Source organism: Streptococcus sp. CF7_Ac1-8 (genome assembly GCF_024295435.1).
GTDB classification, from domain to species: domain Bacteria; phylum Bacillota; class Bacilli; order Lactobacillales; family Streptococcaceae; genus Streptococcus; species Streptococcus mitis_AP.
On record NZ_JANCPI010000006.1, the window covers coordinates 99245 to 113625 of the forward strand.

At 42.6% G+C, this 14381-nt stretch carries 12 protein-coding genes; 7 read left to right on the top strand and 5 right to left on the bottom strand.

Annotated features, from left to right (window positions below):
* Positions 1–48: 48 nt before the first annotated feature.
* Complete coding sequence (locus NMM26_RS04555) at positions 49–1179, top strand: ABC transporter ATP-binding protein (RefSeq protein WP_033686510.1); 1131 nt, start codon at positions 49–51, stop codon at positions 1177–1179.
* Between the two features lie 97 nt (positions 1180–1276).
* Here the strand turns inward: NMM26_RS04555 and NMM26_RS04560 are convergent, their stop codons facing one another.
* From NMM26_RS04560 to NMM26_RS04580, 5 genes are all read right to left on the bottom strand, one after another.
* Complete coding sequence (locus NMM26_RS04560; RefSeq protein WP_254753877.1) at positions 1277–2467, bottom strand: oxidoreductase; 1191 nt, start codon at positions 2465–2467, stop codon at positions 1277–1279.
* A gap of 248 nt (positions 2468–2715) precedes the next feature.
* Positions 2716–3375, bottom strand: a complete 660-nt coding sequence (locus NMM26_RS04565; RefSeq protein ID WP_254753878.1) for an amino acid ABC transporter permease — start codon at positions 3373–3375, stop codon at positions 2716–2718.
* A gap of 9 nt (positions 3376–3384) precedes the next feature.
* Positions 3385–4062, bottom strand: coding sequence for an amino acid ABC transporter permease (locus tag NMM26_RS04570; RefSeq protein WP_000131137.1), 678 nt, complete (start codon positions 4060–4062; stop codon positions 3385–3387).
* Between the two features lie 12 nt (positions 4063–4074).
* Positions 4075–4869: a transporter substrate-binding domain-containing protein gene (locus tag NMM26_RS04575; RefSeq protein ID WP_254753879.1), complete on the bottom strand. Its 795-nt coding sequence runs from the start codon at positions 4867–4869 to the stop codon at positions 4075–4077.
* 10 nt (positions 4870–4879) lie between these two features.
* A complete protein-coding gene (locus NMM26_RS04580; RefSeq protein ID WP_001229568.1) occupies positions 4880–5638 on the bottom strand; it encodes an amino acid ABC transporter ATP-binding protein in 759 nt (252 codons plus the stop codon).
* 176 nt (positions 5639–5814) lie between these two features.
* Here NMM26_RS04580 and recJ point away from each other — a divergent pair, with 176 nt between their 5' ends.
* The 6 genes from recJ (at position 5815) to NMM26_RS04610 (ending at position 14210) form a co-directional block, all read left to right on the top strand.
* Positions 5815–8037, top strand: coding sequence for a single-stranded-DNA-specific exonuclease RecJ (recJ, locus tag NMM26_RS04585; RefSeq protein ID WP_254753893.1), 2223 nt, complete (start codon positions 5815–5817; stop codon positions 8035–8037).
* Positions 8038–8207: 170 nt separating this feature from the next.
* Positions 8208–9869 (top strand): ribonuclease J, encoded by a 1662-nt coding sequence (locus tag NMM26_RS04590; protein ID WP_254753880.1) that lies wholly within the window; start codon positions 8208–8210, stop codon positions 9867–9869.
* 67 nt (positions 9870–9936) lie between these two features.
* Positions 9937–10716, top strand: coding sequence for an alpha/beta hydrolase family protein (locus NMM26_RS04595; RefSeq protein WP_254753881.1), 780 nt, complete (start codon positions 9937–9939; stop codon positions 10714–10716).
* A gap of 62 nt (positions 10717–10778) precedes the next feature.
* Positions 10779–11480, top strand: coding sequence for a M57 family metalloprotease (locus NMM26_RS04600; protein ID WP_254753882.1), 702 nt, complete (start codon positions 10779–10781; stop codon positions 11478–11480).
* Positions 11481–11518: 38 nt separating this feature from the next.
* Complete coding sequence (uvrC, locus tag NMM26_RS04605; protein WP_254753883.1) at positions 11519–13366, top strand: excinuclease ABC subunit UvrC; 1848 nt, start codon at positions 11519–11521, stop codon at positions 13364–13366.
* A complete protein-coding gene (locus tag NMM26_RS04610) occupies positions 13356–14210 on the top strand; it encodes a metallophosphoesterase (protein ID WP_254753884.1) in 855 nt (284 codons plus the stop codon). The genes uvrC and NMM26_RS04610 overlap by 11 nt, the downstream gene beginning before the upstream one ends.
* Positions 14211–14381 lie beyond the last annotated feature (171 nt).

Consider the following 14381-nt stretch of genomic DNA (forward strand, 5'->3'; position numbering starts at 1 on the left):
CGTTTTCATCTATAATAAAACTATCAAAAGACAAAAGGAGTTCACCTCATGGTAGAATTGAATCTTAAAAACATTTACAAAAAATATCCAAACAGCGAACACTACTCAGTTGAAGACTTCAACTTGGACATCAAAGACAAAGAGTTTATAGTTTTTGTAGGTCCTTCAGGATGTGGTAAATCAACAACTCTTCGTATGATTGCTGGTCTTGAAGACATCACAGAAGGTACTGCATCTATCGATGGCGTGGTTGTCAACGACGTAGCTCCAAAAGACCGTGACATCGCCATGGTATTCCAAAACTACGCTCTTTACCCACACATGACTGTTTATGACAACATGGCTTTCGGTTTGAAATTGCGTAAATACAGCAAAGAAGACATCGACAAACGTGTGCAAGAAGCAGCAGCAATCCTTGGTTTGAAAGAATTCTTGGATCGTAAACCAGCTGACCTTTCAGGTGGTCAACGTCAACGTGTTGCCATGGGTCGTGCGATTGTCCGTGATGCAAAAGTATTCTTGATGGACGAACCTTTGTCAAACTTGGATGCCAAACTTCGTGTATCAATGCGTGCTGAAATCGCTAAAATCCACCGTCGTATCGGAGCTACAACTATCTACGTAACTCACGACCAAACAGAAGCGATGACACTTGCAGACCGTATCGTTATCATGTCAGCAACTAAGAACCCTGCTGGTACAGGTACTATCGGACGTGTAGAACAAATCGGCACTCCTCAAGAAGTTTACAAAAACCCAGTTAACAAATTCGTAGCAGGATTCATCGGAAGCCCAGCTATGAACTTCATCAATGTGAAATTGGTTGGTAGCGAAATTATTTCAGACGGTTTCCGTTTGAAAGTTCCAGAAGGAGCATTGAAAGTTCTTCGTGAAAAAGGCTACGAAGGTAAAGAATTGATCTTCGGTATCCGTCCAGAAGATGTGAATGCAGAACCTGCTTTCCTTGAAACATTCCCAGAATCAGTTGTCAAAGCTACTATCTCTGTATCAGAATTGCTTGGTTCAGAATCTCACCTTTACTGCCAAGTTGGTAAAGATGAATTTGTTGCCAAAGTTGATGCTCGTGACTACTTGCAAACAGGTGCAACAGTTGAACTTGGATTTGACTTGAACAAAGCACACTTCTTCGATGTAGAAACTGAAAAAACAGTCTACTAAAATAAATGAAACTCAAAACACTGCTAGAAATCTGGCAGTGTTTTTTGAGTGTTTGGACAGAAAAAACTCCTGGGAATTTCCAGGAGAGTATGATTGATTATTTGAACTTGAATCCTTCGTAAATAAGCTCTGCTTTGGGATTCTGTTTCTTAATCTGTTTAGCAAGTGATTTCATCATAGAAAGGGGACCACACATATAGATGGTTGCCTGTTCAGGCATTTCTTTTTGTTCAAAATGAAGATAGCCGTCTTTCCTACTGTCTACTAGATGTAGTTCGAAATTAGGGTTTTTCTGAGCATAGTCACGGAGTAAATCCAGATAGACTGCATTTTCCTCTCCACGGAAGCTATAGTAGAAGTGAACCTGTTTATCTAAAATAGGATGTTCACGGATGTAAGAGATGAAGGGGGTGATTCCAATACCTCCAGCAATCCAAACCTGATTTTTTCGTCCTTCTTCTATAATCATGTGTCCGTAAGCTCTGTCTACGCTTACTTTGCTGCCGACTTGAAGATTGTCATAGATATTCTTGGTATGGTCGCCTGAATTTTTGACAGTAAAGTAAAGAGTTTGGCCGTGACCGCCTGAGATAGAAAAGGGATGCGGAGCGCTTTCGAAACCTTCTTGGAAAATCTTTAGGAAGGAAAATTGGCCTGATTGATAGTTGAAAGGTTTGCTAAGATGGATTTGAATTTCTCTAGTATCGTGATTCAAGCGTTTGAGATTGGTGATTTTTCCAAGGTATGGGAAGGTGATTATCTGGTAAAGGAAGATGATGTAAAACCCAGCTAGTAAGCCTAAAAGGGCATAGCTACCAACAACAAAACTTAGAAGATTAAATGTGAGGAGGCGATTGCCCATCATCATGTAGACGTGAAAGAGTCCGAAAATATAAGCTAGGTAAACTAGACGGTGAATCCATCGCCAAGCTTCGTATTGGATGTATTTGCCTAAATAGGCGACAAGGATGATGCTGATAAAGATATAGATTGCAAGATTGCCAAACTGAGCAGCTAATCGAGAGCCCCACAAACCGCCCATACTAAAGTTATGAAAGATTAGCAGAATGATTGAGAGAAAGGCTGTAAATTTGTGGACAGTATAGACCTTCTCCAAACCGTGAAACCAGCTTTCTAGTAGTGGGAGACGAGTGGCTAGGATAAAGGTCAGAGATAGGCTTGTTAAAGCTAGTCCTGGAATCATGAATTGGGGAGAAGTGCCCATCCAAGTCAAAATAGTCAAGACAAAACTAGCTATGATAAAGAGTATTCCTTTGATTGATTTCATAGAAAATTCCATTTCATTTAGATTTGATTTGTTGTAAACAAATTTGTTACATTTTATCATAGAAAAAGTATAGTGTCAAATTGAGGTCTATAAATATCTACTCTCATCAAAAAAACTCTCCAATTTAACTGGAGAGTGGCTGTTTATACTTAATGAAAATCAAAGAGCAAACTAGGAAGCTAGACGCAGGCTGTACTTGAGTACGGCAAGGTGAAGCTGACGTGGTTTGAAGAGATTTTCGAAGAGTATTATTCTGCAGCTTGTTGCCAACGTTTGGCTAGCATATGAGACAGGCTAGAAATTGCTAGGTTAAAGCTGAAGTAGATGAGGGCAATCAGGATATAAAGACTGAAGACTTGCTCTGGCTCGAAATAACGTCCCATGAGAATTTGGCTGGCTCCAAAGAGCTCTTGTAGGGCGATAACAGAGTAGAGAAGACTGGTATCCTTAATCACGGTTACAAACTGAGAAATGATGGCTGGTAGCATTTTACGAATGGCTTGTGGGAGAATGATGTAGTAGAGGATTTGGGCTGAAGTGAGGCCTTGTGACATTCCTGCTTCGTACTGTCCCTTGTCTACGGCGTTGAGACCGCCTCGGATAATCTCAGCCAATGCTGCTGAGGTAAAGAGGGTAAAGGCAGTGATTCCTGCTGGAGTAGATTTCATCTTGAAAACCAAAAAGATGGTGAAAATCCAGAGGAGGTTGGGAACGTTACGCACAAACTCGATGTAAATGCTGGAGATGATTCGCAAGGCAGGGTTTTTGCCATTTCTCATGACGGCTAGCACCGTTCCGATAAGGGTAGAGAGGACGATAGCAATCAGAGAAATGTAGAGGGTCAAGCCAAATCCTTTAAAGATAAAGACTAGGTTATCTGGGGTCAAAACTTCTAAAATGGATTCCATAGTAACCTCCTAAAGTGAATAGGCTTTTTTGTTGGCTTGTTCCATCTTGCGACCAAACTGGGCAACAGGGAAGCATAGAGAAAAGTAGAGAAGGGCAGCGCCTAGAAAGGCTGGAATGTAGTTTCCGTTGAGAGCTGACCAAGACTTGGTCACAAACATCAAGTCTACACCAGAAATGATAGCGACTGTAGAAGTGTTCTTGATGAGGTTGACAATTTGATTGGTCAAAGGAGGGAGGATGATACGGAAGGCCTGAGGCAAGATAATCAAGCGCATGGCACTGATATAGGTAAAACCTTGTGACAAGGCGGCCTCCATCTGACCGCTAGGAATAGACTGAATTCCTGAACGAATTACCTCAGCGATATAGGCACCGTGATAGAGTCCTACACAGAGTACAGCTGTCCAATAAATCGGAATCATGATGATATGGTCACTAATAAGAGGCAGACCATAAAAAACGATGACAAACTGCACCAAGAGGGGAGTATTTTGATAAAATTCTACAAAGATACGAGCTAAAATGCGCAAAATTGGACGTTTACTGGTCGACATAGCTCCGAAGAAGATTCCCAAGACCATGGCGAGGATAAAGGATCCAATCGCTAGGGCAAGGGTGAAGAGGAAACCATTGAAAAATTGTCCAAAATCCTGAAAATAGGCTGTCCAAGATGATAAATCTGTCATGGGGTATCCTCCTTAATCTGCATTATGGCTAGATGGTTTGAGCTTGTAACGGTCATAAAGTTTTTGCAAACTACCATCCTTGCTCCATTTAGTGACCAAGTTATCAAGATAGTCGTTGAGCTCTGTATTTGATTTCTTAGTAACGATACCGTAGTCAGATGGCTTGAAACTATCATCTAGTAGTTCTGTCCGCTTACTGATGTAGCCAGATAGAATAGAGCGATCAACGGAAAAGGCATCAATACGATGAGCGTGTAGAGAAGTAATCAATTCTGGGTAGGAGCCAAGCTCGACGAATTTAAATTTCAGGCCTTTCTTTTTACCCAGTTCAGTAATCAGGCGTTGGGTGATGGAACCTTGGGCAACTCCGATGGTTTTGCCATTTAGGTCCTCAATCTTTTTGATTTTGGCAGATTTATTGACCAAAAATCCAGAAGCGTCTGTGTAGTAGGGACTGGTAAAGTTGTAGAGTTTTTTGCGTTCGTCTGTAATGGTGAAGGTTGCGATATCCATATCGACCTGTTCATTGTCTAGAAGGGGTCCGCGAGTTTGTGCTGTAACCGGCACATAACGAACCTTGACCTTGAGCTCATCAGCTACCATTTTGGCCAAGTCGGTTTCGATACCAGAATAGGTTCCTGTCTTGGGATCCTTGTAGCCAAAATTGGGAACGTCTTGTTTGACACCGACAACTAGCTCGCCTCTTTTTTGAATGTCTGCGACACTGGTATCGGCTTGGACTGGTTTGGTAGCAGCAAGTCCGAAAAGGCTAATCAATAATGCGGATAAAAAGAATTTCTTTTTCATAGGCGCCTCCTTATTTGACTTTGTCACTTTCGTGGTTGATGATTTTACTGAGGAATTGTTGGGCACGAGGTTCGCTTGGATTGTCGAAAAAGTCATCGACATCGGTCGTATCCACCAAAACCTCTCCATCAGCCATAAAGATGATGCGGTCAGCAACTTCACGGGCAAAGCCCATTTCATGGGTAACGATAATCATATTCATACCATCGTGGGCCAATTTTTGCATAACCGCCAGAACATCGCCGATGGTTTCAGGGTCAAGAGCAGATGTTGGCTCATCAAAGAGGAGGAGTTCAGGATGCATAGCGAGTCCACGTGCGATGGCAATCCGTTGTTTTTGTCCACCAGATAGCATGGCTGGATAAGAATCTTTCTTGTCCCACATATTAACAAATTCCAGATATTTTTGGGCTGTTTTTTCAGCTTCTTTTTTATCAATTCCTAGAACTTTTATGGGTGCAAGTGTTACGTTTTCTAACACTGTTTTGTGCGGATAGAGGTTAAAATGTTGAAAAACCATGCCGACTTCCTTGCGAAGAGGAACTAAATCTTTCTGGCTGGCACCAGCAACTTGGTGGCCGTTGACTAGAAGACTTCCCTTGTCTACAGCCTCCAAACCATTGATGGTACGGATAAGAGTGGACTTCCCAGAACCAGAAGGGCCTAGGAGTACAACGACTTGTCCTTTTTCAAAACGGAGATTGATGTCGCGGAGTGCATGGTAGTCTCCGTAATATTTTTCGACGTGTTCAAATTCTACTAAAGCCATAAGGAATCTCCTTTGTGTTAGATTTTATAACATGATTCTACACCAAAAGATTTGTCTTGTCAAATCATATCAGAAAAAAGTTAGTAAAATTTTTGTAGAAAGCAATCTGGATAGTGAAAAAGTCTAAATCATGTTATAATGAAACGATAGAATTCTTAGAAAGAGTGGATGTCTTTTTGATAACACCTACTTATGAATGGCAGTTTGCCCCGCAGGTAGAAGATGCGGATTTTACAAAGATAGCCAAGAAGGCTGGACTGGGTCCTGAGGTGGCTCGGTTATTATTTGAAAGAGGGATTCAGGACCAAGAAAGTCTGAAAAAGTTTTTAGAACCTTCCTTGGAGGACTTGCATGACCCTTATCTGCTCCATGATATGGACAAGGCAGTGGAACGGATTCGTCAGGCCATTGAAGAAGGGGAAAATATTCTCATCTATGGAGACTACGATGCGGATGGCATGACTTCGGCTTCTATTGTGAAGGAAAGTTTGGAACAGCTTGGTGCTGAGTGCCGTGTTTACTTGCCAAATCGTTTCACTGATGGCTATGGACCTAATGCCAGTGTCTATAAATACTTTATCGAGCAAGAAGGGATTTCCTTGATTGTGACGGTGGATAATGGGGTTGCTGGTCACGAGGCTATTGAACTGGCTCAGTCTATGGGGGTAGATGTCATTGTGACTGACCACCATTCTATGCCTGAAACCTTACCAGATGCCTATGCCATCGTTCACCCTGAACATCCAGATGCGGACTATCCTTTCAAATATTTGGCTGGTTGTGGAGTGGCCTTCAAGTTAGCTTGTGCCCTGTTAGAAGAAGTGCAAGTGGAATTGCTTGATTTGGTTGCTATCGGAACTATTGCGGATATGGTTAGTTTGACGGATGAGAACCGTATCTTGGTTCAATATGGTCTAGAAATGCTGGGGCATACTCAGCGTATTGGTCTACAAGAAATGCTGGACATGGCTGGGATTGCCGCCAACGAAGTAACAGAAGAAACGGTAGGTTTCCAGATTGCCCCTCGTTTGAATGCCTTGGGACGTTTGGATGATCCTAATCCTGCCATTGATTTGTTGACTGGATTTGATGATGAGGAAGCACACGAGATTGCCCTTATGATTCATCAGAAAAACGAAGAGCGCAAGGAAATCGTGCAATCTATCTATGAAGAAGCCAAGACCATGGTGGATCCTGAGAAGAAGGTCCAAGTCTTGGCTAAGGAAGGTTGGAATCCTGGGGTTCTAGGAATCGTGGCTGGTCGTTTGTTGGAAGAATTGGGGCAGACAGTCATTGTACTTAATATAGAAGACGGTCGTGCCAAGGGTAGTGCTCGTAGTGTGGAAGCAGTGGATATTTTTGAGGCTCTGGATCCTCATCGCGACCTCTTTATCGCTTTCGGTGGCCATGCTGGCGCAGCTGGCATGACGCTGGAAGTTGAGAAACTTTCAGATTTATCTCAAGTATTAGAAGATTATGTCCGTGAAAAAGGTGCAGATGCTGGCGGTAAGAACAAGCTAAATCTAGATGAAGAATTGGATTTGGAGACACTTAGCTTGGAAACAGTCAAAAGTTTTGAACGTTTAGCTCCCTTTGGAATGGACAATCAGAAACCTGTCTTTTATATCAAAAATTTTCAAGTCGAAAGTGCCCGTACCATGGGGGCGGGCAATGCCCATCTCAAGCTGAAAATTTCCAAAGGTGAAGCGAGTTTTGAAGTGGTAGCCTTTGGTCAAGGAAAATGGGCGACAGAGTTTTCTCAAACCAAGAACCTAGAGTTGGCAGTCAAATTGTCTGTCAACCAATGGAATGGCCAAACTGCCCTCCAGTTGATGATGGTGGATGCGCGGGTGGAGGGTGTTCAACTTTTTAACATTCGTGGGAAAAATGCAGTCTTGCCAGAAGGGGTTCCAGTCTTGGATTTTGCTGGAGAATTACCAGATTTAGTAGCTAGTGACGCAGTTGTTGTAAAAACCATTCCTGAGGATATTACTCAGCTGAAGACTATTTTTCAGAAACAGAATTTTTCTGCTGTTTATTTTAAAAATGATATTGACAAGGCCTACTATCTAACGGGGTATGGGACTAGAGAACAGTTTGCCAAATTGTACAAGACTATCTACCAGTTCCCAGAGTTTGATATTCGCTACAAGCTGAAAGATTTGGCAGCTTATCTTAATATTCAGCAAATCTTGCTGGTCAAGATGATTCAAATATTTGAAGAATTAGGTTTTGTGACCATCAAAGACGGGGTCATGACAGTGAATAAAGAAGCGCCAAAGAGAGAAATCGGAGAAAGTCAGATTTACCAAAATCTCAAACAAACCGTCAAAGACCAAGAAATGATGGCGCTGGGTACCGTGCAAGAAATTTATGACTTTTTAATGGAAAAAGAGTAGATCATAGGAAAGAGTTGGGAAACCAGCTCTTTTTTGAAAACAAATCTTCATTTTGAAAATCATCAAAAAAATGGTATAATGGTAGGAAAAGATTCGGCTAAAAGTAGTGCTTTTAGAATAAGAGGGTAAGTAACCCTATAATCAAGATAAACTAAGCTTTCGGAGGAAAAATGAGTAATATCAGTTTAACAACACTTGGTGGTGTGCGTGAAAATGGGAAAAATATGTATATCGCTGAAATCGATGGGTCTATTTTCGTTTTGGATGCAGGTCTGAAATACCCTGAAAATGAACAACTAGGGGTGGACGTCGTTATTCCAAATATGGACTACCTTTTTGAAAATAGCAACCGTATCGCTGGTGTCTTCTTGACTCACGGGCATGCGGATGCTATTGGTGCTTTGCCTTATCTCTTGGCTGAAGCCAAGGTACCTGTATTTGGCTCTGAGTTGACCATTGAGTTGGCCAAACTCTTTGTCAAAGGAAATGACACAGTTAAGAAATTCAATGATTTTCATGTTATCGATGAGGATACGGAGATTGATTTTGGAGGGACAGTGGTTTCCTTCTTCCGTACGACCCACTCTATCCCAGAAAGTTTGGGTGTTGTCTTGAAGACAGCTGAAGGTAGTATCGTTTATACAGGTGACTTCAAATTTGACCAGACAGCTAGTGAATCTTATGCGACAGACTTCGCTCGTTTGGCAGAAATCGGTCGTGATGGAGTTCTAGCTCTTCTCAGCGATTCAGCCAATGCAGACAGTAATATCCAAGTGGCTAGTGAAAGTGAAGTTGGGGACGAGATCACTCAAACCATTTCTGATTGGGATGGCCGTATTATCGTCGCAGCGGTGGCCAGCAACCTCTCTCGTATCCAGCAGGTGTTTGATGCTGCGGATGCTACAGGCCGTCGTGTTGTCTTGACAGGATTTGATATTGAAAATATCGTCCGTACTGCTATTCGCCTCAAGAAATTATCCCTAGCTAACGAAAGTCTTTTGATTAAGCCAAAAGATATGTCTCGCTTTGAAGACCGTGAGTTGATTATCCTTGAGACAGGTCGTATGGGTGAGCCAATCAATGGTCTTCGTAAAATGTCGATTGGTCGCCACCGTTATGTGGAAATCAAGGACGGTGATTTGGTCTATATCGTAACCACTCCGTCTATTGCTAAAGAAGCAGTTATGGCGCGTGTGGAAAATATGATTTACCAAGCTGGTGGTGTTGTCAAATTGATCACCCAAAGCTTGCGTGTGTCAGGCCACGGAAATGCGCGTGATTTGCAGTTGATGATCAACCTCTTGCAACCCAAGTATCTCTTCCCAATTCAAGGGGAATACCGTGAGTTGGATGCCCATGCTAAGGCTGCTATGGCAGTTGGGATGTTGCCAGAACGCATTTTCATCCCTAAAAAGGGAACCAGCATGGCTTATGAGAATGGAGACTTTGTCCCAGCTGGAGCGGTTTCGGCAGGGGATGTCTTGATTGATGGAAATGCCATTGGTGATGTTGGTAATGTGGTCCTTCGTGACCGTAAGGTCTTGTCAGAGGATGGAATTTTTATCGTAGCAATCACCGTTAATCGTCGTGAGAAGAAAATTGTGGCCAAGGCTCGTGTTCATACGCGTGGATTTGTTTATCTCAAGAAGAGTCGCGATATTCTCCGTGAAAGTTCAGAATTGATTAACCAAACGGTAGAAGACTATCTCCAAGGAGATGACTTTGACTGGGCAGATCTCAAAGGGAAGGTTCGTGATAATCTGACCAAGTATCTCTTTGACCAAACCAAGCGACGTCCAGCTATTCTACCAGTAGTCATGGAAGCAAAATAATCGTTGAAATAAACAGAGAGAAAGTCGAGTTTCGGCTTTTTCTTATAGAAAAATAAAGGAAAAAAATATGGCAGTAATGAAAATCGAGTATTACTCACAAGTTTTGGATATGGAGTGGGGAGTGAATGTTCTTTACCCCGATGTCAATCGAGTGGAAGAACCAGAGTGTACAGATATCCCTGTCTTGTACCTCTTGCACGGGATGTCTGGCAATCATAATAGTTGGCTCAAGCGGACCAATGTAGAACGCTTACTTCGAGGGACTAATCTCATCGTCGTCATGCCCAATACCAGCAACGGTTGGTACACCGATACCCAGTATGGTTTTGACTATTACACAGCTCTAGCGGAGGAATTGCCACAGGTTTTGAAACGCTTCTTCCCTAATATGACCAGCAAGCGTGAAAATACCTTTATCGCTGGTCTCTCTATGGGAGGCTATGGCTGTTTCAAACTGGCTCTTGCTACAAATCGTTTTTCTCATGCAGCTAGCTTTTCAGGTGCCCTTAGTTTTCAAGATTTTTCTCCTGAGAGTCAAAATCTGGGAACACCGGCTTATTGGAGGGGTGTGTTTGGGGAGATTAAGGATTGGACAGCAAGCACCTATTCTCTAGAAAGTCTGGCTAAAAAATCGGACAAAAAGACCAAGCTTTGGGCTTGGTGTGGTGAACAGGATTTCTTGTATGCAGCCAATAATCTGGCAGTGAAAAACCTCAAAAAAATAGGATTTGATGTGACCTATAGCCATAGCGCTGGAACTCACGAGTGGTATTATTGGGAAAAACAATTGGAACGGTTTCTAGCAACTCTGCCAATTGATTTCAAATTAGAAGAGAGATTGTCATAATTTAGCTTTCTTTCAGCTTGTTTTAGTAAAATAGACTTTATTTGCTAGAAAGGTGGAGGGAAATGCGCTGGATTTTTCGTTTGATAGGGGCTTTCTTTTCTTTTGTGTGGCGTTTGTTTTGGCGCCTGTTTTGGATAGTTGTGCTCTTATGTGCTCTTGCTTTCGGTCTTCTCTGGTATCTGAACGGGGATTTTCAAGGAGCGCTAAAGCAAGCAGAACGGTCAGTAAAGATTGGTCAACAAAGTATTGACCAATGGGAAAAAACTGGGCAACTGCCTAAGTTGAACCAGACAGATAACCATCAACACTCTGAAGGAAGGTGGCCGCAGGCTTCTGCTCGTATTTACCTAGATCCCCAGATGGATTCACGCTTTCAAGAAGCTTATTTAGAAGCAATCCAGAATTGGAATCAAACTGGTGCTTTTAACTTTGAAATTGTCACCGAGTCCAGCAAGGCAGATATCCTGGCTACGGAGATGAATGACGGAGGTACTCCTGTGGCAGGAGAGGCAGAAAGTCAGACCAATCTCTTGACAGGGCAATTCTTATCCGTAACGGTGCGGTTGAATCATTATTATCTGTCCAATCCAGACTATGGTTATTCCTATGAGCGCATTGTCCATACGGCAGAACATGAGTTGGGTCATGCGATTGGCTTGGACCATACAGATGAGAAGTCTGTGATGCAACCTGCAGGTTCCTTTTATGGCATCCAGGAAGAGGATGTTGCAAACCTTCGAAAATTATATGAGACCAATGAGTAGGGGATTATCTTTCCCTACTTTTTTGCTATAATGGAACTATGAATAACTTGATTAAATCAAAACTAGAGCTCTTGCCGACCAGCCCTGGTTGCTACATTCACAAGGATAAAAACGGCACCATTATCTATGTTGGAAAGGCTAAAAATCTGCGTAACCGCGTGAGGTCTTATTTCCGTGGAAGTCATGATACTAAGACAGAGGCTCTGGTGTCTGAAATTGTAGATTTTGAATTTATCGTTACTGAGTCCAATATTGAGGCACTTCTCCTAGAAATCAACCTGATCAAGGAAAATAAGCCTAAATACAATATCATGCTCAAGGATGACAAGTCTTATCCTTTCATCAAAATCACCAATGAACGCTATCCTCGTTTGATTATTACCCGACAGGTCAAGAAGGACGGAGGTCTCTACTTTGGTCCCTATCCAGATGTGGGCGCAGCCAATGAAATCAAGCGGTTGCTGGATCGGATTTTTCCTTTTCGTAAGTGTACCAATCCGCCCTCTAAGGTCTGTTTTTACTACCATATCGGTCAATGTATGGCCCACACCATCTGTAAAAAAGATGAGGCCTATTTCAAGTCCATGGCTCAGGAGGTTTCTGATTTTCTAAAAGGGCAGGATGACAAAATTATTGATGATCTCAAGGGAAAGATGGCAACGGCAGTCCAGACTATGGAATTTGAACGTGCGGCAGAATACCGTGACCTGATTCAGGCCATTGGAACGCTTCGAACCAAGCAACGGGTCATGGCTAAGGATCTCCAAAATCGGGATGTCTTTGGCTACTATGTGGACAAGGGCTGGATGTGTGTGCAGGTTTTCTTTGTCCGTCAGGGTAAGCTCATTGAGCGGGATGTCAATCTTTTCCCTTATTATAATGATCCGGATGAGGACTTTCTAACTTATGTTGGACAATTCTACCAAGAAAAATCTCATCTAGTTCCCAATGAGGTGCTGATTCCGCAGGATATTGACGAAGAAGCGGTCAAGGTCTTGGTGGATACTAAGATTCTCAAACCCCAGCGTGGAGAGAAAAAACAGCTGGTCAATCTAGCCATAAAAAATGCTCGTGTTAGTCTGGAGCAGAAGTTCAATCTGCTAGAAAAATCTGTCGAAAAGACCCAAGGAGCTATTGAAAATCTGGGACGTTTACTCCAGATCCCAACCCCAGTTCGCATTGAGTCCTTCGATAACTCCAATATCATGGGAACCAGTCCTGTTTCAGCCATGGTGGTCTTTGTCAACGGCAAACCAAGTAAAAAAGATTATCGTAAGTATAAAATCAAGACTGTCGTTGGGCCAGACGACTATGCCAGTATGAGAGAAGTCATTCGCAGACGCTATGGTCGAGTACAGCGTGACGGTTTGACTCCGCCAGATTTGATTGTGATTGATGGGGGACAAGGTCAAGTCAATATCGCCAAGCAAGTCATCCAAGAGGAGCTGGGCTTGGATATTCCCATTGCAGGTTTGCAAAAGAATGACAAGCACCAAACCCATGAATTGCTCTTCGGTGATCCACTTGAGGTGGTAGAGTTGTCTCGCAATTCTCAGGAATTTTTCCTCCTCCAACGCATTCAAGATGAGGTGCACCGTTTTGCCATCACTTTCCATCGCCAACTGCGCTCCAAAAATTCCTTTTCATCACAACTGGATGGAATTGAAGGTCTGGGGCCTAAACGTAAGCAAAATCTCATGAAACATTTCAAGTCTCTGACCAAAATCAAGGAAGCCAGTGTGGATGAGATTGTCGAAGTTGGAGTACCAAGAGCAGTAGCAGAGGCTGTGCAGAGGAAGTTGAACCCGCAGGAAACAGAAATCTTGCTTCAAGTAGCGGAAGAAAGAGTAGATTACCAAACGGAAGGAAACCACAATGAACCATAAAATCGCAATTTTATCAGATATTCATGGCAATGCAACTGCACTAGAAGCAGTGATTGCAGATGCTAAAAATCAAGGAGTCAGTGAATACTGGCTTCTGGGAGATATTTTTCTTCCTGGTCCAGGCGAAAATGACTTAGTCGCTCTGCTAAAGGATCTTCCCATCACAGCCAGTGTTCGAGGCAATTGGGATGATCGTATCCTTGAGGCCTTGGATGGCGAATATGGTTTGGAACATCCGAAAGAAATCCAGTCAATGCGCATGACCCAGTTTTTGATGGAGCGAATGGATCCTGCAACGATTGTCTGGCTACGAAGCTTGCCTTTGCTGGAAAAGAAAGAAGTTGAGGGACTGCGTTTTTCTCTCACACATAATTTACCTGACAAAAACTATGGTGGAGATCTACTGGTTGGGAATGATACAGAAAAATTTGACCAACTGCTAGATGCGGAAACCGACGTGGCAGTCTATGGTCATGTTCACAAGCAATTGCTTCGTTATGGCAGTCAAGGGCAACAAATCATCAATCCAGGGTCGATTGGCATGCCCTATTTTAATTGGGAGGCGTTAAAAAATCACCGTGCCCAGTATGCCGTGATAGAAGTTGAAGATGGGGAATTGGTAAATATCCTATTTCGTAAAGTCGCTTATGATTATGAAGCGGAGTTAGAATTGGCCAAGTCCAAGGGGCTTCCCTTTATCGAAATGTATGAAGAGCTACGTCGTGAAGACAACTATCAGGGGCACAATCTGGAACTATTAGCAAGCTTAATAGAAAAGCATGGGTATGTAGAGGATGTGAAGGATTTCTTGGGGGCTATAAAGTCAGAATATAAGATAGACTAGTTTCTTTAAGTAACTGAAAATTAATTGGAACTGGATGAGGGGCTTCCTTATTTAAATGATTTTCTTCATTCGGTTGCTTATCCTTGTTCCAATTTCTTTCTATGAAAAATCTCTGCAAGCTCTTTCAAATTATGGTAGAATGGAAGCAGTAGAATTAGAAAAGGAAATCGA

Bases quoted from the DNA above. Each gene is read 5' to 3' on its own strand.
- NMM26_RS04555 (WP_033686510.1), top strand. From the start codon at position 49: ATGGTAGAATTGAATCTTAAAAACATTTACAAAAAATATCCAAACAGC.
- NMM26_RS04560 (WP_254753877.1), bottom strand. From the start codon at position 2,467: ATGAAATCAATCAAAGGAATACTCTTTATCATAGCTAGTTTTGTCTTG.
- NMM26_RS04565 (WP_254753878.1), bottom strand. From the start codon at position 3,375: ATGGAATCCATTTTAGAAGTTTTGACCCCAGATAACCTAGTCTTTATC.
- NMM26_RS04570 (WP_000131137.1), bottom strand. From the start codon at position 4,062: ATGACAGATTTATCATCTTGGACAGCCTATTTTCAGGATTTTGGACAA.
- NMM26_RS04575 (WP_254753879.1), bottom strand. From the start codon at position 4,869: ATGAAAAAGAAATTCTTTTTATCCGCATTATTGATTAGCCTTTTCGGA.
- NMM26_RS04580 (WP_001229568.1), bottom strand. From the start codon at position 5,638: ATGGCTTTAGTAGAATTTGAACACGTCGAAAAATATTACGGAGACTAC.
- NMM26_RS04590 (WP_254753880.1), top strand. From the start codon at position 8,208: ATGAGTAATATCAGTTTAACAACACTTGGTGGTGTGCGTGAAAATGGG.
- NMM26_RS04595 (WP_254753881.1), top strand. From the start codon at position 9,937: ATGGCAGTAATGAAAATCGAGTATTACTCACAAGTTTTGGATATGGAG.
- NMM26_RS04600 (WP_254753882.1), top strand. From the start codon at position 10,779: ATGCGCTGGATTTTTCGTTTGATAGGGGCTTTCTTTTCTTTTGTGTGG.
- uvrC (WP_254753883.1), top strand. From the start codon at position 11,519: ATGAATAACTTGATTAAATCAAAACTAGAGCTCTTGCCGACCAGCCCT.
- NMM26_RS04610 (WP_254753884.1), top strand. From the start codon at position 13,356: ATGAACCATAAAATCGCAATTTTATCAGATATTCATGGCAATGCAACT.